The following is a 22,743-nucleotide window of genomic DNA, read 5'->3' on the forward strand; positions in this document are numbered from 1 at the left end:
AAGGCTTGGTGGTCTCAAGTTCCAAGCGCAACGCTATTGAAGGGCGCTCGGACCGGCGACAGATTTCTTGAGCACCTCGGCGTAGACTTCTAGCGGCATTCGCCAGTCCAGTGTCTTACGCGGCCGTGTATTCAGTGAGTCGGCGATCTCATCGAGTTCTTCCTGGCTGTAGACCGACAGGTCCCTGATGAGGACTCCTTTCACAGTGACCCGGCATCAGCCGATATTCGATCTCAGGAGGCCGCAGGTGGATGCTGATCAGGTCCGGAATCTGTTGCCGTCGATCCGTGCCACGGCTGCGAGGGTGTCGCTTACCTTTACCCTGTCGCAGACATGCGATCAGCTCCCTCTTGAGCGAGCCGCGAGGCATGACGTAGAGCGCGTTATAGATCGTTTCATGTGAGACCTGGCGGTCAGAATCATCAGGGAACATGCGTTTCATGTGTGCGAGCTATCTGCTGTGGTGACCAGTACTTGCGCAGCAGGTAGACCACCAGTTCGAACAGCTCCCCCTCGGGATGCAGCTTGGGTCGCCGGCGAGGCCGGCAGCGAGTCAGTCCGGCTCGGTATCCGGCGAGACTGGCATCATAGGCCTTGTCAGCCCTGATCATGTGCCGTGCCAATTCCCGTGAGATGGTGCTAGGTGAACGTCGCAGTTGCCGCGCTATGGTCCGGATCGAGTGGTGAGCTCGCATCAGCATAACTCGTTTTTTTCAGCAGTAAGGTGGCGGTAGCAGTGAGTCATGGCAATACCATACCGAATGGGTTAGGTGTTGCACTTGGTCATTGAGACCGCCCTTCTTCAGTAGATAGAGTACTGCTCTGCCAAATAAGTGGATAATGAGTCTTCCGCCAATCACCTTGGCAAGAAAGCGGTGCCTAATTCAGCCGGGCCGGAGCCACTCGTTGTGATTATCTAGGCCACTCAATTTTGAAAAATTATATTAGTTAGGCCGTTCGACACCCTGGCTGGCCGCCCTCAGAACAGGCGATGGAGTTCTACCTCTTCGTTGCAAATAGTCGCTTCACATGTGGATCGGCACTTGGGCTCAATAAGAGTGATCTAAGCCTTACGGCACAGGGTGGCGCTCCCGCCAGTGCCTGGCGATATCCACCCGGCGCGCCACCCATACATCTGGATGCCGTGCTACATGCTCGAGAAAGCGCTCCAGAGCTAGGGCGCGACCGGGCCGCCCAGCGAGTCGGCAATGCAGCCCCACGGACATCATGCGAGGCTGGCGTTCGCCTTCGAGGTAGAGCCAGTCGAAGGTATCGACGAGATAGTCGAGCCACTCCCGGGCGCCGTTGAAACCGGGCGCGGAGGCGAATCGCATGTCGTTGGTGTCGAAGGCATAGGGCAGCACTAGATGATGGCCTTGGGCATGACGTACCCAGTAGGGTAAGTCATCGTTGTAGGCGTCAGAGTCGTAGAGAAAGCCGCCCTCCTCGATCACCAGCTTACGGGTCATCTCGCTGCCGCGCCCGGTGTACCAGCCCAGCGGGCGCTCGCCGGTGAGGCGGGTGATGGTATCGATAGTGCGCGCGATGTGTTCGGCCTCCTCCGCCGGCGGCACGTCGCGGTAGTCGATCCAACGCCAACCGTGGGCGGCGACCTCGTGGCCGTCGCGTTTGAGCTGTACGGCGAGCTCCGGGATGCGCTCCAGCGCCTGGCCCACGGCGAAGGCGGTGATCGGCACACCGCGTCGCCGGAACAGCTCAAGCAACCGCCATGCGCCAACCCGGCTGCCGTACTCGTAGTGCGACTCCAGGTTGAGGTTGCGCCGCCCTGGCCAGGGCGGGCAGACCATGTCAGCGTTGAGGTGCTCGGCGGCCGCGTCGCCATCCATCACATGGCGCTCCGCTCCCTCCTCGACGTTGAGCACCAGCGACAGCGCCAGCCGGGCGTTGCCGGGCCAGGCGGCGTGGGGCGGCGTCTCGCCGTAGCCGCGCAGGTCGTTCAGACGCTCGGACAGGTCGAAGCGAATGGCCGAAGGCATCAGGATTCTCCTTCGTTCGGCGCCGCGAGCGGCGGCCAGTGGTGTCGGAAGCCTTGGCGCTCCAGATGCAGGGCCGCCTGGAGCAGCAGCGCCTCGTTGCCGGGGCGAGCCACGAGCTGGATGCCGAAGCGCTTCTCGCCGGGCTGCCGGGGCGCCGGCAAGGTGATGACCGGAAAACCCACTAGCGAGACGAGGAAGGTGCAGGCCAGGTAGTCGATGATCGACTCGCAGTGCTGGCCGTCGATCTCCCCCACCTCCTCCTGCGTGTTGGGAAAGGCAAGCACGCTGGTGGCGGGCAGCGCCAGCACGTCGAAGCGCGAGAGGAAGGCGAAAAAGCGGCGGTAGATCGCCGTGCGGGTGCACTCCGCCCGAAGGTACTCCTCTGCACCGATGTGGCGGCCCTGCTCGACGTTCCATACGAACGATGGGGTGAGCCGATCGGCGTGGTCGCGCACCAGCGCGCCAAACTTCAGCCACGACTCCGCCGCCCGCAACGTCTTGAAGGCCTCCACTCCGCCGCCGACATCGGGATGCTCAAAGGCCACCGGCCCCAGCGCAGCTTCCAGCCCCGCCACGGCATCTTGGAAGGCTGCCCTCACCTCGGGCTCGACTGGATAGGCATCGCCCAGCGTCAGGGAGGCAACCACCTTCAACGATCGTTCGACACTAGACGGCGCGGTCCAGGGCATACCGCGAGAGGTAGGGTCATCGGGATGCTCACCGGCCATCGCCGCGAGCATCAGGGAAGCATCCTCGATACCGCGAGTCAGCACACCCTGGGTGGCCAGGGTACTCCAGCCTAGCGGACGAGAGGGCTCGGCAATGGTACCCGGCGTCGGACGCAGCCCCACGCAGCCGCAGAAGGCCGCCGGCGTGCGCACCGAGCCGCCGAAGTCGGTGCCCTGGGCCAGCGGCACCATCCCGGTGGCCACCGCCACGGCGGAGCCGCCGCTGGAGCCGCCTGAGGTGAGCCGGGTATCCCAGGGGTTGGCGGTGGGACCGCGCAGGGCATTGGTGCACACCGCGCCGAAGGCGAACTCCGGCGTATTGGTCTTGCCCAGCACGATGGCCCCGGCCCGCTTGAGCCGCGCCACGCTGAGAGCATCCTCGGTGGGCATGTGGGTACTCAGCAACAGCGAACCCTGGGTGGTGCGCAGCCCGGCGGTGGCGGTCACATCTTTGATCGCTACCGGCAAGCCATGTAGAGGCCCCATCGGTTCGCCCCGGCTACGGCGCGCATCGAATTTCTCGGCCTGACGGCGGGCTCCCTCGCCATCTATGCTTATAAAGGCCCGTAATTCATCGTCTAAGAGCTGAATTCGTCCCAGGCATAGCTCCACAAGCTCGAGCGAACTCAGTTCGCCTTCCCGCACCAGCTCGGCCAGCTGGGTGGCGGAATGATTCAACATATCCATTACATCAACCTATAGGGCAGCCAAGTGACCAGCCCCGGGAAAGCGATGATCAGCGCGACGGCCAGCAGCATTACTAATACGAAGGGCACGATGCCGTAAAAGACATCGGTCACCGAGCCTGTCCGGCGCACGCCTTGCACCACGAAAAGGTTCATACCCACCGGTGGGGTAATTAACGCCAATTCCATCATCAACACTAGAAAAATGCCGAACCACACCGGGTCGATGCCCATGAACACCACGATGGGAAAGACGATGGGAATGGTCCCCACCATCATCGAGAGGGTCTCGATGAAGCAGCCGAGGATCAGGTAGAACACCACCAGCGCCAGCAGGAAGCCCAGCACGCTGAGCTCCATGGAGGCGACGAAGCTGGTCAGCGCCTGGGGCACACCGAGCACGCCGACGATGAACTTGAGGAAGAAGGCGGCCACGATGATCAACAGGATCATTGCCGTGGTACGCACCGTGGAGAGGAACGCCTCGTGCAGCATGGCGAAGCTCAGTGCGCGGTTGTAGATCGCCAGTCCCAGCGCCATCAGCACGCCCACAGCGGCAGCCTCGGTGGGGGTGGCCCAGCCTAGGTAGATGCTGCCCATCACCACCGCGAACACCAACAGCGGCGGAACCAAATGCTTGAGGTTGGTGAACTTTACTCCCCAGGAACTTTTCTCCTCCGCCTTGCCTGCCAGGCTGGGAAACAGCGTGCAAAGCAGCGCGATGGCAAGCATGAACAGTGTGATCAGCAAAAGTCCCGGCACCAACCCAGCGGCGAACAGCCTGCCCACAGAGGTACCGGTGAGGGCGCCGTAGATGATCAGGTTGACGCTAGGTGGAATCAGGATGCCCAGGGTCGCCCCGGCGGCAATGGAGCCCAGCACCAGTCGCTCATTATAGTCGCGCCGCTTGAACTCCGGCAGCGCCACAGTGGAGATAGTTGCCGCTGTGGCCACCGAGGAGCCGGAAACCGCCGCGAATAGCCCGCTGGCACCGATATTGGTATGCAGCAAGCCGCCCGGCAGACGGCCCAACCATACCGCTAGGCCCGAGTACATGCGTTGGGTCACGCCGCTACGCAGCAGCAGCTCGCCAAGCAAGATGAACAACGGAATTGCAGTAAGCAAGAAGTCGTTCATCACCGCCCAGAGCTGGATACCAAAGGTACCGAGCATGGCCGGTGACAAATAAACCACCGCACCGAGAATGCTGATCAAGAAAATCGACACGGCTACGTGCACGCCGAGCATCATCATTACCAGCATGACGACAAAGCCGATAGCGGCGCCGGTGATATCGATCATGATGTTTTACCCTTGCTGCCCATCAGTTGGCTCTCCGCCTCAGTCATGCTCTTGTCGATTTCCTCCTGTAGGGAGGGCGGACCATAGAGAGTATTGAGCGTGGCATGCCGCGCCCGTATCAATAGCCACATGCTATGCAGCGCCAGGGCCGCCGCCACCAAGGCGAACAGCGCCATCCCGGCTAGCCAGATCCCCTGGGGAATCCACAGCGGTGTCTGCAGCGGGGTACTTGCGCGGCTACCGTAGCTAATACTCTCCTGCCAGGCATCCCATACCCGGCTCAGCATGAAGATGGCAAACCCTGCCAATAGCACCGCCGCCGTACAATTGAGCCCCCCCTGCAGCGCTGCCGGCAGGCGGTGCAAGCCTAACTCGATGCGGGTGTGCATGCGGTTCAATAGTGCTGCCGAGAACCCGACGGCACCGGTGACAGCCAGCACGTAGCCGCCAATCTCATCGACCCCCTGCACCGAGTGGGAGAGCAGCCGCCGTGCGACGATCTCGTAGCCGATCAGGCAGCAAAGCCCGAGGCAGGCGTAGCCGCAGGCCACCGCCATCCAGTTGGTCAACCGCTCCAGCGGGGCGAATAGTCTGTCGTTACGCATACCGTTACTCGATTCTCAGGCCGCGAGCCTGGCCTACGGTGCTGTTCCATAGGCTGGAACACTCGGCGTAATTTGCATTACAGGTCTCGGCCCAAGTGGGCAGGATCACTTCCGACACCGCCTCGTTGAGCAGCGCGACGTCCTCCTCGCTGGGCTCGACCAAGGTCATGTCGAAACGATTGTAGTGCTCGCAGGCCTCGTCGCCGGTGGAGCAGTTCACCGCATCCTGGGTCAGGGTACGGGCCATATCCCAGTACTGTTCCTCCAGGTCGGTATAAGCGGTGTCTAGCGCTTCCTGGGCCTCCGGCGAGAGCGCGTTCCAGGAGTCTAGGTTCATCATGTGCGCCTGCACCGACCAGCTCACCCCGAGGGTGTAAAGGGAGTCGGTCACCTCCGGCCAGTTGCCGGTATTGCCCGAAGTGGGCGAGGTGACGCCGCACTCCGCCACGCCGCGCTGTAAGGCCGGGTAGACCTCGGCGAACTGCAGCGTGACCGGCGTGGCATCGAGATACTCCAGCAGCGCCGACATGCTGGGGGTGAAGGTGCGCACCCGCTTGCCGGCCAGATCGGCGAGTCCATCCAGTTCGCCGGAGCAGTAGAAGACCTGCGGGCCGAAGGGGAATAGCGTCATCACCCGGGCGTTGAAGCGTTCGGCAGCCCGCTCGGCGAATACCTCGCGGTAGGCGTCTACCACCTCCCCCAGGGTTTCGATATCCGGCGAGACGCCAATCAAGTCCAACCCTTCCAGGAAAGGGTCGTCCCGTGAGGCGGCGCCAATAGTGGTCTCCACCACGTCGAAACTGCCGGTGCGCACCATGCGCAGGGTGTCCTGCATATTCACGCCTACCACGTCCAGCGGGTTGAAGTTGACCGTGACGTCGAGCCCGGTCTGCTCTCCCAGCGTGTCATAGAACTCCCGCTCCAGCGCAGTGTGGTGCTGGTGAGTGGACACGATGCCGATGGCGTTGAGGCGCACTTCCTCCGCGGCCAGCGGAGCCGCTGCCAGCGCCGCCAGAGTGACGCCAGCGACCTTGGTCAGGGTGTGTCGAGTCATGGGAATTCTCCTGTTGTTATCAATGTATGTGTCAGTCGACGAAGGCCAGCGCCCGTACCGGCGAGCCGGTACCGCCCTCGATGCGCAGCGGAATGCCCTGGAAGGTGAACTCGCCCTTGCCGAGCAGCGCCTCCAGGTTCCACAGCCATTCGTAATGCACCATGCCCAAGTCGCGGCACACGCGGTGGTTCTCGAAAAGGTTCTCGTCGACGCGATCCGTGGAGGGGCCCTCCACGCCGTGGACCATGGAGCCGCGCTCATACAGCCAGCGGGTAGCATCCGCCGTCACCTGGGCGTTGTTGACGCAGATGCTGTCATTGGGCCAGTGGCGGGCGTTCAGGCCGGTGCACATCAGCACGATATGACCATCCACTCGCATGCCGGCGGCCTGCTCGGCAGCCTCCAGTTCCTCACGGGTGATATCGCCGCGGTCACCCACGTGGCGCAGGTCCAGGCATACCGCCTTACCCATGAACATCTCGATGGGCATCTCGTCGATGGTGGCGCCCTCCGGATTGTTATGAAAAAGCGCATCCACATGGGTGCCGGTATGGTCGAGCATCCCCATGTAGCAAGTGCTAAAGGTGAGCAGATCGTCCGGGGTGCCTTGCTTGAATTTCTTGGAGGCTTCGTGGGTGGTATGAGGAATGATCACGGGCCGCGCCAGCCGACCCAACGCGGGCAGGCCATCAGACAAAGGCAGAGTGAGGTCGATGATGGTTGGCATGAAGCCTCCCTTAAAAATTCAAATTTCTATACAAAATGCAATAACTGATCCATAAATTAAAAATATCTTTAATTACAATGATTTATTAAATAATTAATTTAAAGTCCAAGATTTTAAAAAAAACCTACAAACGAATTGCATACAATCTGACAGATAGAAATCACCAAAATAAAGCATATAAAGCAGTTAATGCATCTTTATGATGCAGCTCTATGAGCGCTTAACCGGAACAATCAGCGATCTCCGCGTGGCTGATAGTCGATTGAAGACTTGATTAGCAGACAGCGAATGTCAGCGTAGCGAAAGTGACCTCACCCCAGAGACTGGGTCACCGCCAATGTGTGTTACCCACTACTTCCTGAGGGGATCTCGGGATGAAGCGCAACCGATAATTCGATAGCAGACCTTTACCTTCCTGTAGGTCACGGAGCGCGGCGTATCGGTTACCGAACTGGCCCATCAGAATGATTGCTGAACAGGTCCTCTACCGCTGGAAATCCAACTAAAGCGGCGTGGAGGTATTGAAGGTCGAGCAACTTCTCGTGCTCAAGGCAAAAGATACAAGCCTTGGCGACCTGCTATCCCACTACGGCTATTTGCTGCTACACACGCTGTTGCGTCAGGAGGGCCTGGTGATCAATCGCAAGCGTACCTACCGGCTGTACTGTGAAAATAGGCTTCAGGTCAGCACCCGCCGGCGCAAGCGGGATGCCGATATCGCTACCGGAGAGGTCCAACCAGCGCTGATCGATGGATTTCGTTTCGGACCAGCCGGCCTCAGGGCGTCGGTTTCGTGTGCTGAACATCGTGGATGACTTCAGCCGAGAGTGTGTCGGCCAGTGGGTAGACACGTCCATTCCCGGACGTCGCTTGGCCCGGTTCCTGGATGAGATTGCGCAGCAACGTTCCCTGCCGGCTTCGATTGTCTGTGATAACGGGCCGGAGCTGACCAGCAAGGCGATGTTCTTCTGGGTACGTGAGCGGAAGATGGCGCTGGCTTTCATCCAGCCAGGCAAGCCGACGCAGAATGAGTTCATCGAGAGCTTCAACGGCAAGTTCCGGGACAGCTGTCTCAATCAGCACTGGTTTCTGAGCCTTGCCGATGCAGGACATGAAATCGGTCAATGGAAACCCACTACAACCATGTCAGACCGCACAGCTCGCTGGGCTATTTGCCGCCCGTGGCGTATGCCCCCTCGTCGTCGTCACTGGCGACCTGGCCAACGATGGCGACGAGGAGGCTTACCGGCTGCTGCGAGATACACTGGCGCCACTGCCCTGCGAATTGCGCTTGCTTTTGGGCAACCACGATGATCGGACCTGCTTCCACCGCGTGTTCCCGGACGCACCGATCGATTCGCGCGGCTTCGTGCAGTCCTCGCTCACCCCATTGGACGGCAAGCTGCGGTTGCTCTTCTCGACAGCTACGAACCAGCAACCATCGGTGGCAAATATTGCGCAGAGCGCCTCGACTGGCTGGCCACCGAACTGGCCAAGGCGCCGGAAATACCAGTAGTGGTCTTTGTCCACCACCCGCCCTTCAATGCCGGATTCGCCCATTTTCGGCACATCGGCTTCCATAGTCCGGAGCCTCTGCTGGAAGCGCTGCACTCCCATCCCGCCGGAGTGCAACACCTGCTCTTCGGCCATATTCATATTTCGCTATCTGACGTCACCGAGTGTGGCATCTCCTACACTTCGGGCCGTGCCTCGAGCCAACAATTCATCGTCGAACCCGAGGATTTGGGCCTTGGTGGAGCTCCGGCACTGGCCCCAACTACACTGTTATCACTCAGCAAGGCCTCGGGCTATGCGCCATGCATGTGGATACGCTGGATGCCCAGCCGCTGGTCAGAACAAATGATTGCCTGGGCCCCTGATATAATGTCAACTAGCGCTAGGACTATTGACGTTTCGGGGCAGAGATTTTGCAGGAAAAGACAAATCCGCTGAATTAAGGTTCCTATACCGACAACCCTGCGAATCTGCAACGCCCCGATTGATATACAGTGACGAGCTCTGGTCGAAGCTGGAAAATGTTGCTTCAGCAAGCCATTTTCCGCAAGCCCGCTCTGCGAACGACGTTTGAAGACAACCTCTTAAGGATGCGCGTGGGAAGCCCATGGTTGGAACTTCCCCGCGACTTCGGGTGCCGGAACTTAAGTCTATAAGCGCTTCAATGACTGGTCGTCGGCAGGCAAGCAGATCAGTGCATAGGTTAGCGCAGCAGGGCCCACGAGGACGACCTCACTCAGCCTGAAGAGTCGTTTCGTCCCGATACCAGCGATTTATTAAGCTACACGAGAGGTTTAGTAGTTTCGCGACCCAGCTCAAGGTTCGGGCCATTTGGTGAGATGCCCACTTCAGGAGGTCCATCAGGTACAGATTGATCGGCACCCTACCACAAAATTATCATACCAAACCGAATCTATATTGTCATAAGCTAATTTAGCTAATGCATGCAAGAAAACTAGCGGATTATCTTCTCACGCTTGACTGCGCTGGCTACCGTACGTAAAAACCCGACCGCATGGGCCGGGCCTCTCATCGTCGCTTCCCTATCAAACCAACCCTAGTCATCCTGCCCAAGCTTCCTAGTTCTGAGCATTCCCTCGCACGTCTTCCGTGCTGGGCACTCCGTTGCCCGATGGAAGCTATGACGTCACCTACGGCGGGTGTAAAGCTCCCGCTTTTAGTTGCACTGCTGATTAGAGTTTTCCAATTGGTTGTATTTCGCCAGCGGCGACTGATGGAGGCGGCCCCGGGGCGTGGCTGGGATTTCATAGCCGGGGCGCCGGTGGCGTTGCCGATGAGCTGTGTCGAGGCGAACTGACAACGGCGAATCCGTCCTTTCACATGGAGAACACGATGACCACGATTGCCCGCATAGAAGAGTATGGCGATAAGCTGCGCGCCATTCGCCATGACTTGCATGCGCATCCCGAGATCGGGTTCGAGGAGCAGCGCACTGCCTCGATCGTCGCTCGCTTGCTCGAGGAGTATGGCGTCGATGAGGTTCATGCCGGTATCGCCACCACCGGCGTGGTGGGGCTGATTTACGGCCGCCATGGCCAGGGCAAGCGGATCGGGCTGCGTGCCGACATGGACGCCTTGCCCATGGAGGAGGCGAGCGGACTGCCCTACAGCTCGCTGATCGCTGGACGCTTCCACGGCTGTGGTCACGACGGTCATACCACCATGTTGCTTGGCACCGCGCGCTATCTCGCCGAGACCCGTAACTTTGCCGGCAGCGTGATCTTGATCTTCCAGCCGGCGGAGGAGGGGCTTGGCGGTGCCCGACGAATGATTGCCGAAGGTCTCTTCGAGCGCTTTCCCTGCGATGAGATCTATGGGCTGCACAATTCCCCGCAGCATGCTCCTGGGGAGATCGCCTTGTGCCCGGGAAGTGCCATGGCCGGTGCCGACTTCTTCGATATCAGTGTGACCGGACGCGGCAGCCACGGCGCGATGCCGCACTTCTCGCGCGATCCGGTAGTGGTGGCAGGTGCATTGATCCAGGCGCTGCAGAGCATCGTCAGCCGCAACATCAATCCCCACGATCCCGTCGTGTTGTCGATCACCCAGGTGCACTCCGGTTCGGCCTACAACGTCATTCCCCAGGCCGCGACACTTGCCGGAACCGTCAGGGCCTTCTCCGACGAGGCGCGGGAGCTGACGCGCGAGCGCATGCGTGAGATCGTGGCTGGGATCGCTGCAAGCTATGGCGTCGAGATCGAGATCGAGATACGCGATGTTTTCAGCGTACTCGAAAACGCCGCCCTGCAGACGGAGATACTCGCCGATGCGGCCCGTGAGGTGGTCGGTGAAACGAACGTCTCTACGGATAATACGCCGCTGATGGGCAGCGAAGATTTCGCCGACATGCTCAAGGTGGTGCCCGGTGCCTACTGCTGGGTGGGCCACAGCGGTAATGTGCCAGTACACAATCCGGCCTTCGTGCTTGGCGACGACATCCTGCCGATCGGTGCCAGCCTGTTTTCACGACTGATCGAGCGGCGCCTCTCACCCGAGGCGCTCTAAGTCCGGAAAAGGCCTTGCCGCCGCGCGCCGTGATTGACGCAGGCGGCGAGGCCCGTATAATGCGCTGCGTTGCCGGTGTGGCGGAATTGGTAGACGCAGCGGATTCAAAATCCGCCGCTGGAAACAGTGTGTCGGTTCGAGTCCGACCACCGGCACCATTCCAATCAACTAGTTAGCTTCATTCCTCGTTCATCTCCCATCTTCTTTTTTTCTCAAGTGTCTACATCTTGTCTACGCTCGGTATTTTCGGTGCGTATTTGATCGCGTCTGCCAGATGATCGGGCGATAGATGTGCATAGCGCATTGTCATCGTGATGGTTCTATGGCCCAGGATCTTCTGCAGTGTAAGCAGATCACCCCCGTTCATCATGAAGTGGCTGGCAAAGGTGTGTCGCAAAACGTGTGTGCGCTGGCCTTTTGGTAGGGTGATACCGGCTTCTATGATGGCCTCGGAAAATGGGTTGTAGGCGGCGGTACGAAAGACCCTGCCGATCCTGGGGCCGTGAGTAGTCAGGGCTTTGTAGAGTGCCTTATCGAGAGGGATAGTACGGTTTCGGCCGTTCTTGGTGCCGGTATAGGTGACTCTGCCATTGCGTAGCATTTCAGCCCGTAGGGTTTGAGCTTCGCTCCATCTGGCTCCAGTGGCGAGGCATAGACGGGTGATCAATAGCACATCGGGATTACGTGAGCGTTCCAGTACTTTGAACAGGGTGTGTATCTGTTCCTCTGTAAGGTAGGAAAGCTCCTTTTCGTCGAGTCGCAGAGGCTGGATCTTGGCAAATGGGTTCGCACCTTCCCACTCACCTAGCCGTATGAGCTTGTTGAAAACTGCGCGCAGGTGCGCCTGATCATGGTTTGCCGTATTTGGTGTAACGCCTGCCTCAAGTCGAGATTGCCTTAGTTTTGCGGCATCGATCGGTGTGATAGTACGGGCGATGGGATTGCCCATTTTCTCGGCAAGCGTTTTTAACTGAGAGTGGCGACGAACGCCGTCTTTGAGTCCGTTGCCGTGAAATTGATACCACTGCTCGATGAGGTCGGAGAGACGACGAGGGTCACGTTTCTTGGCTTGATAAGGCTCGCCCATCGCGGCTTGTCCGCGCACGTAATCGTGAAAGCGTCTTGCCTCGGCCTGGGTGCGAAAGGTTTTCCGTAGCCGTTTACCTTCTCGACCTTGAGGCCACATATCTACCTGCCAGCCGGTTTTGACCTTCTTGATCGCCATCACGCGGCCTTCCCTATCAGTCGTCGCTCGACGAGTTTTTGTTCGACGAGTTGGCGGAATCCTGCTGAGTCGACACCTCGGCGTCGGTAGTATTCGGCGAGGTCGTCCCACATGCCGGAGCGTTGCAGGTAGCGGATGGCTTCATGGGTGCGAAACCCCTGGCGGGCATAGATCGACACCAGGTTGCCGAAGGCAAGGCAGACGTTTTTTTCGTTTCCTAGGCCAGGGGCCTTGCGGGCGCGCTTGTAGAGGCAGTGCGGTTCATGGGCATAGAAACGGGCGTCATCCTGGAGCAGTTGCCAGGCGGGGTCGATGAGGTTGCGGCAGGTATCCAGACGGTAGGTTTGCAGCGCAGTCCGCCATAGGCCGGTGAGGTGGGGAATGGTGTCGATGAAGCTATGGAAGCCGTGGCTGGTGTCGATGACTTCGCCAGTGTCGACGTTGCAGGGGATGCCCTGGGCGAACTCACGCAGCACGGATTGATGGAAGCGCATTTCGATACGCCACACGTCTTGCTCGGGATCGTAGGCGCTGGTAAAGGGTTCATCGCCGGAGGCTTGTTGCCAGATACCTTGCCAGAAGTGGAGCTTATCGCGGCGGTGAGCTTCGCGGGTCTTATTGTAAATGGCACATTGGAGCGCACCGGCGGTGCCGAACAGGTAGCTTTGGCCATAGCCGTATTGGGCGGCGACTTCGCCGGAGGTGATCTCCAATGAGTCAATGGCGTTCATGCGTACTACGCGCTTGGAGCGGGTAACGAAGCGCTCCATGAAATCGCTGGGCGGTGACCAGCCCTGCACGTCCAGGGCGAGGTGAACGGCACAGCCAGCGGGTTCGATGTTGGCGAGTAGGTGCTTGGCGATGGTGTCGAGGTACTCCTGGCACTGCTTGGGACTGCGCTCCTGGATGAAGTGGGGCGATAGCTCGATCTTGAGGTGCGTGCCCAGGGTGTCGACCTTCTGGTGCCGGGCGTAGAACAGGACGATGACGCCGAGGTCATTGTTCTGCAGGCGATAGCGAAAGCCGGAGCTGGACGAGCCGGGGGCGACGATCCAGGTGGTGTCGAATAGCGCGATGGTCGCGCCCTTGCCTTGGTTATAGGTCTCGATGATCTGGTCAAAGAGTGACATGCACGGCATGCCGATATAGAGCTGGCGTACCGTGTCGACGCCGGCATTGAGCAGGCGGATACCGTGCAGCTCCCGTTGTCCCTTGGCACTGATGAAAATCGGGCCGCGGGCGTCTCGCTCACCGCGTGCCAAGGATTGCATTGAATAGCGTTCCCAACGCTTCATTTTTCTAATACCCCTTATAGGCGTTTACTGACCAGCTACCGCCGGTTTTCTCGTTAGTCTGCGAGACGTGCTACAGGGAGGGTCTCGCCTCGCTCGGCGCGCGCGTCGCGGGGATGCGGGCGCAAGCGTCCTCTCCCGCGACGCGCACTTGAGCGGTGTGATTCCGTGCTGTCATAGGTCGAGCACCTGCACGTCGTAGGGCAGTCCCATATCCAGCGCTTCCCTGCACATGGGCTGCGAGACGAGTAGCGGCCGACCGGACTGATCGTAGAGACGGCAGTTATCCCCGAAGACGGCGCCGCCATAGGCGGTAACCGTGGGCGGGGCGATAGGTTCGGGTGGTGTGGTGGTGCCTTGCTCGACCAGGGGCGCGCTTGTGTCGTCACCCTTGCCGAAATAGCCCGAGACCTGGGCGACAGCAAAGGTGATCGAGGCAATCGCACCGACCAGCACCACCGGGGCGATGACGAGAATACGCGGCAGGCGCTTCTTGCCGGTGTGCATGCTGGCCGAGGTGTATTGCTCAAAGACCCATTTGGGGTAACGCCAGATTGTCGTTTCGCAATCGGCGTCTTTAGCGTGTGACGCGGGGTTGGTGTGGCAGTTGCCTTCCCAGCGCCACACGATGGCCCCGTTGAGCTTGCCCTTGCGCATCAGGTGCTCATGGGTATCGACCAGGGCGCGTACGTCGCTGGTGAGCTGTGAGGGGTTCTGACAGGTCAGGATGAAATCGACACCGCGATGACGGTGGGTTTCAAGCGCGGCGATTTCGGCGGGTGGCTCCCCGGTGTTGCGGTAGCGCCGCCAACGCTGCTGGCATTCGTCGATGAGGATTAGCGAGCCATCCGGGCAGTCCATCCACTGATCGGGGATGGGCGCTTGATTGCGCAGGCCGTTAACGTTGCCGAAAAACGGGCGGTCGGCACCTTCCTCACTGCGTAGCAGGTTGATCATGGTGTAAACGGCGCGCAGGGTCTTACCCGCTCCAGGGACGCCCGAAATGAGATGAATGGCCATGCTCAGCGCCCCCCGGTGATCGCAGCGCCGGGGCTCATGCTCCAGGCGTTCATCGTGGCCCGTAGCAGCAACGCCGAGCCGAGGGAGGAAAGGCCAATATCGAACCCTGCGAGCTGGATGAACCAGAGAGCTTCCCCGACCGAGCCCAGGTAGGTTCTGGCTTGATTGAGGATGCCGGTAATCAGCACCGCGCCAATGGTCGTGAAGACGACCAGGGAGGCAACGCGGGCGATCAGTGAGCCGACCAGGAAGGTCGAGAAGCCAGTCAGAATGGTGACGAGAATTGCAGGCATGGCGATATCCTCATGCAGCCGAGCGATTGCCCAGGACGATGTATAGGGACAGGATCATGGAGAGCGCGATCACGGCACCGCGAATCATCCCGGCGAGATCGCAGAACGGGCGCCATTCAAGGGTGACACTGCCGCTCATGGGAAAGGGGAGGTTGATCACAGTCGGCGCAGGGCAAACACCGGAGCCAAGGCCCATGGAGTAGTCGGGCAGCGACTCGATGGTTTCGACTTGCCATTGGGGTTCGGTATCAGGAAACGGTTGAATAGGGCCAGTCCAGCTATCCAGCATTTCATCCTGGGCTTCTTTAGCATCCGTTTCAGTATCAGGATGCGAGATAGGTCGCCCGGTTAATTGCTGGTAAAGATTTTCGTTTTGCTTCAATACCTCTTTTGCCACTTCTGGCGATACGTTCTTACCAGGAGAGGAACCCGAAGAAGACGACAGCTTATCGGCAAATGGGATAACACTGATTTGTTCGCGCCAGTCGGGAACATCAATGCCCATATCAAATAGCTGCTCTGCTATTTCAGGCGGTAGATGTTCATCTATTTTTTCAAAATCAGATTCGGATGTAACAGGCAAAGTAGGCGCAATACTAGGATCAATAGGAACAAAATCTGGCAAATTACGATAGCACCTGGTCTGATATGATCCAGAAGACGTTTTAACAGCAGCGGGGATTGAATAAACAGGATCATTACATCGCCAAAAAGCATATCCAGTCCACAAATAACCCGACTGTGTATACGTTCGCGTTAAGCTCGCAGTGTGTGCAAAGTTTTGGCAATGCACAGCATTTGATGTTTCTGACCTAGAATAACTGCAATATTCTCCGTAAGGAGGACTAATATAAAGAGACCCCGAACCGCCTTGCCCAACATCATAAACAGGAACATTGGTAATAGCAGTAGGCGCCGTCTCATCAATCTTAACAACCTCGCCCGATTCTGATAACAAATAACCTGCGGCCAAAACAGCAACCTGTAGACCCGGATGCATAACACCACGCCGAAGCGCTGATAATGCAGCATTACGATATGTTGCAGCAGGAACAGCGACCGAACCAGAGGTGTAACGTGTAACCGCGCCCGGTAAATTGGTATGCACCGCACGATAGTTTGTTGTCACCATCGCAGTACCCGACTGCTTTGAAGCATTCATACCGGAAAGGGCGGCAATCGAAGCGCGGCTATTGGCAGAGTAATAGGGCGGGTAATCAGGTGCGCCTTGCGCTAGTGCTTGAACAGGAGCCAGAAGGCAGGCAGCAAGGCCAATAGCACCAACATACCGGGGGAGAGTTCGAGCATTGATCATGGCCTCGTGTCCTGGTGTGAGTGGCTGAACGAAAAACGGCCCCCGAAGGGGCCGGGGTGGTGTCCGATCGTGGCGATCAGCGCATCACGCGACGGATCAGGCTGAACACCATGATGGCGGCCAGCACACCGAGTACGGCGAGACCTACGGCACCGACCGGGCCCATGGCTCCTTCGATGGTGGAGACAAGGCCGGCGGTATCCACTTCCTGGGCCATGACAGCACCGGAGGCGAGGAAGGCAGCGGGAGCGACGACGATGGCTTTCTTGGCTTGCTTGATGAGACGCATGGTTGTTACCTCATGAACGAGTGGAGTTGTTGCGCGACTGCGCGTAGTGCCCAGGCGGTGGCCCAGACGGTACCGATTGCCCCGGCGATCAGGATCGCGCCGGGAACATCTAGCCAAGGCTCAGCGGCAGCATTGGCTAAATCCGTTGCCTCGACCCACTGGAGCGCACCGGCACAGGTGTCCAGGGCGTCATCCCAATCGAGGCAGACTTGAACGTGCATTAGTTGGCCGCTGCCTTGCTGTTGCTGCTGGCATTGCTGGTGGCCGCAGCGGTTGGGGTGGCAATGGCGGAGGGCTTGCGCACGGCGATGGCGTGCATGGTCATCTTGCCGCCCGAGACGCGCATTTCAGCGTCAATCTCGAGGTTGCAGGGCAGGTGCGCGGCGTGGGGGCGCAGCTGGTCGAGAATTTCGTACGGGGCTGACATCGTCATGACGTCATGACCGACCCGGTTGTCGTTGCTGGGGTCGGCTTCGTTCATGAGGGTAATCTTGGCGCCTTTGATGCCGCCGTCCATGGAGTAACGCATGGCACCGATCACGCGGGCTTGAATGGTGTTGATCATGATGTGGTCCTTCCTTCGTTGGCTTGGGTTCTGGCTGCTTGTGCTTCGCAGTGGCGAGCGAGAACAGCGAGCTCAGTGGTAAGGGGTGACAGGCCTTCGGTCACCCGGTGGTGATATTCGGCCAGGGCGTAGAGCAGCGCGGCCTTGCCGTACTCGCGGCCTTGGAGGCAACGGCTTGCCCGCTCCCTCAAGGCTCGGGGCTCCGGGCAGGCGTGTGCCTGCGCCGTACCCTGGCCCATCGGTCGGCTCGCACGGCAGCCGACGCCAGCGCCCCGGTCAAGGGCGCTCGCTGCGCGAGCACCCTCGCCCTTGACCGGGACACTGTCGCCGACTCGGGGAGCCGTGCGACCGATGGGCGACGGGTGACGGGCAGGCATGAACACGTTTAGCGCTCCGAGCCCTGGGAGCGGGCGTCGTTGGTGGCTTCGAGGGCGCTGGTGTCGCCGGCCTCGAGGCGTGCCAGCCCGGCCTGGAGCAGCCGTTCCCCCAGGGCGGAGGGGGTGAGGCCGTGGGTACCTGCCTGGATCAGGTACCGACTGTGCGTGTCCTGTTCCAGGAACACGCGAATGGGCTGTTTCTTGCCTGTGGTCATTGGGTGTTCCTCTCGTTGAGGGGTTGGGGATAAGTAGCGTTGTGGAAAAAAGCGGCCCGTTCGGTCGTTGTGGACAAGAAGGGAAGGGCGACACGAACGGCGTCACGGGCCGAAGGCTTGGGGACGCTACGGGGGTAAACGGCGGTTTAGGCGCTGGTGGCGTGGGCGGTGTAGGCACGCCGGACGAGGGCCAACGCGGCTTCCAGGGAGGCGATACCGGGCACGAAGACGCCGTGACTGCCGGGAACGATGGAGCGCTCCAGGGAGACGCCACGCGGGGCGTCGGCCATGTCGGCGAAGTAGACGGTGTAGGTGCCGTCGATCCGGCTTTGATAGATGTAGCCGGCTTCGCGGCCTTCGACCTGGAAGAAGCGGGCGGTGCCCAGGGAGTCGGTGACGGTGCGGAAGGTGATCATGACCAGTCCTCCGCTTGCAGGCACTGCGCGTTGAGCAGGGCGACGTTGATGAGGCGGTAGCGACCGATCTTGATGGTGGGCAGGTAGCCACGGCGGATATGGCCGTAGATCACGCCTTCATCGAGGCCGGAAAGCTGCGAGAAGCGTTCGATGGTCATGGTGGGCACGGTGGCCGGGACCTGGGGCGCGTTGCTCGTTTCCATTTGTCATTCCCTGCACTGTGTTGGCCTGTGGTAGGCTCCGATTAGTATTATCAAGTTTTTGGTGGGTGTACTCATAACAGAGGCCACCTTTGATCGAAGTGTACTCAGAGTTAAGTGCATGTCAAGCGAGCTAGCGAGAAAAATCCGGGAGATTCGCGAAGCTGAAACCTCAGGTCGTGCTGAGTTTTCTCAAGTGATTGGTATTGCTAAGAAAACACTTGAAGGAATTGAGCAGACAGGGCGAGTACCTAAAGGGGATTTGCTTGAGGCGATTTGCAAGCAGTGGCCTAAATACACACTTTGGCTAATGACCGACCAGGTAAGCGAAGAAGCGGGCCAGGTGAGCCCGGAAATAGAAAAGGCACGGAAAGCGTTTAAGAAAACGGGAACGGCTACCGATTAGCGAAACGGATTGTGGATAATTGGTATCGAGCCGGTGGGGATAACGAGAATAATAAATTGGGTGCGTAGGGAACGCCCCTGACGACTTTCTACTAACCAAGAAGAATTAGGGGGCGTAATGGGGATCCAAGATAGAGATTACTACTGGGAAAATAGAGATCGGCGTGAAGCTAAAAGGAAAACCAGTAGAAAGAATAATCCTAATAGCACGATTGAAGATATGAATGTTCCTACATCTGGGAGGCGGAATATAAAAAAGTGCTTTCGCTTCCCTAGTCGGAATGTTAAAAAATATAATATAGATGGCTGGCCTGGCGATGTGCCAATCAGGCTGATAAGACTCACTCCTGCTGTTTTCTTTTTATTAGGATTTCTTACGGCTCTCATTGGTATGATAATTATTTTTAGTATAAACCATGATTTGGCTTATAATTTTTTGGCTTACTTGATAAGCCTTTCTTGATAAAACCGAGGTTGCCCGGGGGATAAGGGAGGAGTAAGGGAGTGGGTGATATAATAGAAATAGAAATTATCATTCCTGTATGCTTTATGCAGAGATTAGTCTAGGCTGCTTATGCAATTAAAAACAGCCTCTGCATTTTTAATATTCTGCGGATCTTACCTTCCGCTGAGTGTGATTTTGCTTATTAAAGACTTTGATCAAGAGGCGATAAATGATCCTGTTTGTTGGCAGTTTTACAGAAAAGAAGTTAGCTGCTATTTGCCTTTTGATAATCCTATTTCAAGCTTAGGTGTTGTTTGCTTCTGCTTAACATGCTTAGCTTTGTCTTTATTCTTACTAAAATCTATACGGTGTAAGAACGAAGTCAAGGTTTTGGAGGTTAAGCATGTGCCTGTAGATCTTATGAATTACGTGTTGCCTTATATTGTTGCTTTTATAACAATTGATTATTCTAATGGGCAAGATTTGATTGGGTATGGCTTTTTCTTGGTATGGATTTTTTGGATAACCTACAAGTCTGGAAGAGCAATTCTTAATCCTATGATGACGGTTTTTGGATGGAGGTTATATGAGGTTTCTTATACTGTATATGAGGAAGGTGCAGTTAAAACAGGAGTTATGCTTTCTAACTCCGATCTAGCACCTGTGGAATATGTTAGGCACAATAAAATACAAGATGTAATGATCGCGCGGAGGGAACATGGTGGATAATTTTAAACAATTGAAGGAATTCGATTTCGAAGGTTCAGTTGTAAGCTTATGGATATTTAAATCGGGAGCGGATGTTAAGAATAAAAATTTACCGAGATATACCGGAAGATGGGTAGAGACCGGTGAGGAATTAGACGAAAATCTAATTGAAGTTGTGCGCGATGAAATAGACAAGGTCGAAGAAATTAAAGAATTTCAAACCCTGGCTCAAAATCATGAGACTTCTGCTTTGTATATAAGCTACGAAGAAACTCATGTTGGATTAATATTAGATGCATGTCGTGAAAAGCATGATAAAAAAAGGATAATGAAGGTTAAGGACATACAAAACGCAAAATTCTATGTTGTTGTATATGTCAAAAATGGTCAAACGGTTTATGGGCTTAAGCAGACGTCCTCGAGCTGGAAAGGAATTAAAAGAAAAACTTTATTTAATGTTAATTTCAATGGGGAAGAATTAGAGATCGAACAAGACAACTCATTTTACATGAGTAAAAATTTTGATGTTTTAGTGTTCGGAGATAGCATTTTCGCTCTCGATAAAAACAGATGCGAAACCATACTTAATTATAAGAAAGCTCATATAAAAAATTTTGATGCTCTTTGCGCCGACAAAGAGTTTGTATCTCTTTTTGACGATTTGGCGCTAATAGAAGAATATGTAGGAAATAACAAGATTCACCTTAGACGAGCTGCGGTTATACAAGAAAAGGGTTATTATCGTGACCCGTTATTTATTCAAAGCTTAATAGATAATTTAGAACGCTTAAAATTTCAAATAAAAGTAAGCGATGATGGCAAAATTGTTGTTTCTAAAGAAGCCTGCAGAGATATATTTCAAGCCCTTTTGGATCATCGTTTGATATCGCATTACGGCGATAAAGCCTACGATGTACAAGAAACAACAGATGTTTAATATAATTTTATAGTATTTTATAAGTGACGGTCATGCTATGGTTGATTTAGGTGATTTGGGCGAAACTAATTTCAAGTTATTGTCTGAGAAAGCTGGTTTTTTTGTTAATAAAGCTTATAAGGATACGACAGGCTGGGACTATATTTTAGAGCTTCCATTTGAATCAGGCACGACCGCAAGCGAGGTGCATAAGCCAGCGGCTACTTGTAAGGTTCAAGTTAAAGCCACAAAAAAGAAGAAGAAAAGACTTGCTGTTAAATTGTCTAATTTAAGGAGGCTGGCTACTGATACTATGCCTGCATTCTATGTGTTCATAGAATTTGACAATAAAGATGAACCTGAAAATGTATATGTTGTGCATCTCGATAGCACATTGATAACTAAAGTTTTAGAAAGAATATATAAACTTAACAGCGAAGGGTTTGATGCTAATAATCTACACAAAAAAAAGATGGAAATAAGATATGGAGAAGAATCAAGGTTAGCTATTGTTAGTGGCGTTTGTTTAAAAGAATATTTGTTGAAATGTATAGGCAATAATGTTTTGGATTACATTGATAAAAAGAAAAAACACTTGGAATCTACAGGATTCGAAACAGGGCGCAGGAAATTCACATTCAATTTAAAAAAAGGGTCTGATGTTTCTGAATTGATAAATATGACTCTTGGTGTCGAAGGAAGTGTTGAAGTTGAAAATGCAACCTTTTATGAAGAAAGGTTTGGGGTAAAAGATAAAAACTCATTTGTAAAAGGTCCAGGAAAATTATCAATTTTTCCTGTTTCTGCTGACTCAGAAGGTGTGATTTTAATCAGGGGTAACAAGCTTTCACATGGGGCTAGCTTCCCAGTAAAGCTGTTTTCTACAGTTTTTAATGCCTTGGCTAATGAAAGTGATAGATCTGTAAGAATAGCTAATGAGTTTTTCAGCATAAAAATATTTCCTTACTCCAATAAAATGGTTATAAGTTTCAACATCAATTACAACAGGCCTTATTCTTTAGGCCAGTTAAAAGATTTTTTTTATGCATTGGATATTATTCTGTCGCCTGGCCGGGACTTTATATTAGATATTGCTATTGATGGCCGCCCTAAGGTTAGGCAGAATTTAAAAGGTGTCTCTTGCGATTTTGACTATAAGCGCGATATGCTTTTGGTAGAAGCTGCACGTGAACTATGTCAATATTTTGATGTTGTCAATAACATTACCGCTTCAGTATCAGATCTTGACCGATTCGAAAATAATATTCAGGATTTTAATAGGCTGTTAAAGAGCGGAACATATGTTTTTAGAGCTAGTTTTAAATCTTTAGAAATCGGCGTCGATAATGCTGAAATTGCTATTTCTATTTTTTCCATGGGGGCATGGGTGGGCGATCACTATCTTGGGGGGCTGTTTTCGTTAAAGGGGAAGTTAACAAATATTGAAGATAACGAATATAAAATTGAAGGGGGAGAAGTTAAGCTGGAGAGTCCCATAATCCTCGAAAAAACGCATGATGTTACTAAGGAGGATTTACACGAGGAAATGATGAGGGTTGCAGAAAAGTATGAAAAAGATTACATTGTTTTTATATCCGAGTCTTGATTGAAAAGAGAGGGCGGGCTAGGATTTCATAGTTAAAGTTGTCTTCGTGTTATTATAAATTGATTTTGTTAACAGGTTAGTTTCGCCTAGGTCCTGAATATTGTGTGACTCTTCCATCACATATCGTCGCGTTATGAAGACCAGGAGATAAGCGAGGGTTTCGCCAGTAGTAATACTTGCAGGTATCGCGGGTCAATCGGTACTGACGATAGTTATCAGGGTGGCCAAGAATCGTGATGGCATGGCTTTCACTCATGCCGATCTCAAGCAGACCCGCTCCGTGAGCTCTTGCCATCGCGTTTCGTTGGTTGGTGTG

General features: G+C 55.5%; 25 protein-coding genes, 1 tRNA gene and 3 pseudogenes. 10 read left to right on the forward strand and 19 right to left on the reverse strand.

Features of this window, described 5'->3' with window-relative positions; genetic code table 11:
* Nucleotides 1-33: 33 nt before the first annotated feature.
* From HJD22_RS07380 to HJD22_RS07410, 7 genes and pseudogenes are all read right to left on the reverse strand, one after another.
* Nucleotides 34-701 (reverse strand): annotated as a pseudogene (locus HJD22_RS07380) (IS30 family transposase).
* A gap of 369 nt (nt 702-1,070) precedes the next feature.
* Entirely contained in the window at nt 1,071-1,997 is a 927-nt protein-coding gene (puuE, locus tag HJD22_RS07385; protein ID WP_208654929.1) for an allantoinase PuuE, read from the reverse strand.
* Nucleotides 1,997-3,412, reverse strand: a complete 1,416-nt coding sequence (locus HJD22_RS07390; protein ID WP_208654928.1) for an amidase — start codon at nt 3,410-3,412, stop codon at nt 1,997-1,999. Before HJD22_RS07390 ends, puuE begins: the two co-directional genes overlap by 1 nt.
* Nucleotides 3,412-4,713 (reverse strand): TRAP transporter large permease, encoded by a 1,302-nt coding sequence (locus HJD22_RS07395; RefSeq protein WP_208654927.1) that lies wholly within the window; start codon nt 4,711-4,713, stop codon nt 3,412-3,414. Before HJD22_RS07395 ends, HJD22_RS07390 begins: the two co-directional genes overlap by 1 nt.
* Nucleotides 4,710-5,318, reverse strand: a complete 609-nt coding sequence (locus tag HJD22_RS07400; RefSeq protein ID WP_208654926.1) for a TRAP transporter small permease subunit — start codon at nt 5,316-5,318, stop codon at nt 4,710-4,712. Before HJD22_RS07400 ends, HJD22_RS07395 begins: the two co-directional genes overlap by 4 nt.
* 4 nt (nt 5,319-5,322) lie before the next feature.
* Complete coding sequence (locus HJD22_RS07405) at nt 5,323-6,372, reverse strand: TRAP transporter substrate-binding protein (protein WP_208654925.1); 1,050 nt, start codon at nt 6,370-6,372, stop codon at nt 5,323-5,325.
* A gap of 31 nt (nt 6,373-6,403) precedes the next feature.
* On the reverse strand, nt 6,404-7,099 hold the full coding sequence (locus HJD22_RS07410) for a cyclase family protein (protein WP_208654924.1): 696 nt from the start codon (nt 7,097-7,099) through the stop codon (nt 6,404-6,406).
* Nucleotides 7,100-7,686: 587 nt separating this feature from the next.
* Here HJD22_RS07410 and HJD22_RS07420 point away from each other — a divergent pair.
* The 5 genes and pseudogenes from HJD22_RS07420 to HJD22_RS07435 form a co-directional block, all read left to right on the forward strand.
* Nucleotides 7,687-8,304, forward strand: a pseudogene (locus HJD22_RS07420) (IS3 family transposase); the annotation flags it as partial.
* A gap of 47 nt (nt 8,305-8,351) precedes the next feature.
* Entirely contained in the window at nt 8,352-8,615 is a 264-nt protein-coding gene (locus HJD22_RS18075; protein WP_367947665.1) for a hypothetical protein, read from the forward strand.
* Between the two features lie 486 nt (nt 8,616-9,101).
* Nucleotides 9,102-9,259 (forward strand): annotated as a pseudogene (locus HJD22_RS17785) (transposase); the annotation flags it as partial.
* Nucleotides 9,260-9,967: 708 nt separating this feature from the next.
* Nucleotides 9,968-11,140, forward strand: a complete 1,173-nt coding sequence (locus HJD22_RS07430; protein ID WP_208656001.1) for a M20 aminoacylase family protein — start codon at nt 9,968-9,970, stop codon at nt 11,138-11,140.
* Nucleotides 11,141-11,211: 71 nt separating this feature from the next.
* Nucleotides 11,212-11,298 (forward strand) — tRNA-Leu (locus tag HJD22_RS07435).
* Between the two features lie 62 nt (nt 11,299-11,360).
* On the opposite strand, the gene HJD22_RS07440 is transcribed toward HJD22_RS07435, so the two are convergent.
* The 12 genes from HJD22_RS07440 to HJD22_RS07495 form a co-directional block, all read right to left on the reverse strand.
* Nucleotides 11,361-12,365: a tyrosine-type recombinase/integrase gene (locus HJD22_RS07440; RefSeq protein ID WP_208656002.1), complete on the reverse strand. Its 1,005-nt coding sequence runs from the start codon at nt 12,363-12,365 to the stop codon at nt 11,361-11,363.
* Nucleotides 12,365-13,660, reverse strand: a complete 1,296-nt coding sequence (locus HJD22_RS07445) for a hypothetical protein (RefSeq protein ID WP_208656003.1) — start codon at nt 13,658-13,660, stop codon at nt 12,365-12,367. The genes HJD22_RS07440 and HJD22_RS07445 overlap by 1 nt, the downstream gene beginning before the upstream one ends.
* A gap of 171 nt (nt 13,661-13,831) precedes the next feature.
* Entirely contained in the window at nt 13,832-14,677 is an 846-nt protein-coding gene (locus tag HJD22_RS07450; RefSeq protein ID WP_208656004.1) for a zonular occludens toxin domain-containing protein, read from the reverse strand.
* A 2-nt stretch (nt 14,678-14,679) separates the two neighbouring features.
* A complete protein-coding gene (locus tag HJD22_RS07455; RefSeq protein WP_208656005.1) occupies nt 14,680-14,970 on the reverse strand; it encodes a hypothetical protein in 291 nt (96 codons plus the stop codon).
* A 10-nt stretch (nt 14,971-14,980) separates the two neighbouring features.
* On the reverse strand, nt 14,981-16,285 hold the full coding sequence (locus tag HJD22_RS07460; RefSeq protein WP_208656006.1) for a virulence factor TspB C-terminal domain-related protein: 1,305 nt from the start codon (nt 16,283-16,285) through the stop codon (nt 14,981-14,983).
* A gap of 76 nt (nt 16,286-16,361) precedes the next feature.
* Nucleotides 16,362-16,574, reverse strand: coding sequence for a major capsid protein (locus HJD22_RS07465; protein ID WP_208656007.1), 213 nt, complete (start codon nt 16,572-16,574; stop codon nt 16,362-16,364).
* Nucleotides 16,575-16,579: 5 nt separating this feature from the next.
* Nucleotides 16,580-16,795, reverse strand: a complete 216-nt coding sequence (locus tag HJD22_RS07470; RefSeq protein WP_208656008.1) for a hypothetical protein — start codon at nt 16,793-16,795, stop codon at nt 16,580-16,582.
* On the reverse strand, nt 16,795-17,139 hold the full coding sequence (locus HJD22_RS07475; RefSeq protein ID WP_208656009.1) for a hypothetical protein: 345 nt from the start codon (nt 17,137-17,139) through the stop codon (nt 16,795-16,797). Before HJD22_RS07475 ends, HJD22_RS07470 begins: the two co-directional genes overlap by 1 nt.
* On the reverse strand, nt 17,136-17,522 hold the full coding sequence (locus HJD22_RS07480) for a hypothetical protein (RefSeq protein WP_208656010.1): 387 nt from the start codon (nt 17,520-17,522) through the stop codon (nt 17,136-17,138). Before HJD22_RS07480 ends, HJD22_RS07475 begins: the two co-directional genes overlap by 4 nt.
* Before the next feature lie 2 nt (nt 17,523-17,524).
* Nucleotides 17,525-17,731, reverse strand: a complete 207-nt coding sequence (locus HJD22_RS07485) for a hypothetical protein (protein ID WP_208656011.1) — start codon at nt 17,729-17,731, stop codon at nt 17,525-17,527.
* A gap of 146 nt (nt 17,732-17,877) precedes the next feature.
* Nucleotides 17,878-18,147 (reverse strand): hypothetical protein, encoded by a 270-nt coding sequence (locus HJD22_RS07490; protein ID WP_208656012.1) that lies wholly within the window; start codon nt 18,145-18,147, stop codon nt 17,878-17,880.
* Nucleotides 18,144-18,350 (reverse strand): DNA-binding protein, encoded by a 207-nt coding sequence (locus tag HJD22_RS07495; protein WP_208656013.1) that lies wholly within the window; start codon nt 18,348-18,350, stop codon nt 18,144-18,146. Before HJD22_RS07495 ends, HJD22_RS07490 begins: the two co-directional genes overlap by 4 nt.
* Before the next feature lie 118 nt (nt 18,351-18,468).
* Between HJD22_RS07495 and HJD22_RS07500 the strand changes: the two genes are divergently transcribed.
* From HJD22_RS07500 to HJD22_RS07520, 5 genes are all read left to right on the forward strand, one after another.
* Nucleotides 18,469-18,753 carry a transcriptional regulator gene (locus tag HJD22_RS07500; protein ID WP_208656014.1) on the forward strand — a complete coding sequence of 95 codons (285 nt, stop codon included), beginning with the start codon at nt 18,469-18,471 and terminating at the stop codon, nt 18,751-18,753.
* A 117-nt stretch (nt 18,754-18,870) separates the two neighbouring features.
* Nucleotides 18,871-19,215 carry a hypothetical protein gene (locus tag HJD22_RS07505; RefSeq protein WP_208656015.1) on the forward strand — a complete coding sequence of 115 codons (345 nt, stop codon included), beginning with the start codon at nt 18,871-18,873 and terminating at the stop codon, nt 19,213-19,215.
* A 111-nt stretch (nt 19,216-19,326) separates the two neighbouring features.
* Complete coding sequence (locus tag HJD22_RS07510) at nt 19,327-19,926, forward strand: hypothetical protein (RefSeq protein ID WP_208656016.1); 600 nt, start codon at nt 19,327-19,329, stop codon at nt 19,924-19,926.
* Entirely contained in the window at nt 19,916-20,842 is a 927-nt protein-coding gene (locus HJD22_RS07515; protein WP_208656017.1) for a Kiwa anti-phage protein KwaB-like domain-containing protein, read from the forward strand. Before HJD22_RS07510 ends, HJD22_RS07515 begins: the two co-directional genes overlap by 11 nt.
* Before the next feature lie 37 nt (nt 20,843-20,879).
* Nucleotides 20,880-22,427, forward strand: coding sequence for a hypothetical protein (locus HJD22_RS07520; protein WP_208656018.1), 1,548 nt, complete (start codon nt 20,880-20,882; stop codon nt 22,425-22,427).
* Nucleotides 22,428-22,743: the final 316 nt, after the last annotated feature.

It is taken from the genome of Halomonas sp. TA22, assembly GCF_013009075.1.
Classification (GTDB): Bacteria; Pseudomonadota; Gammaproteobacteria; order Pseudomonadales; family Halomonadaceae; genus TA22.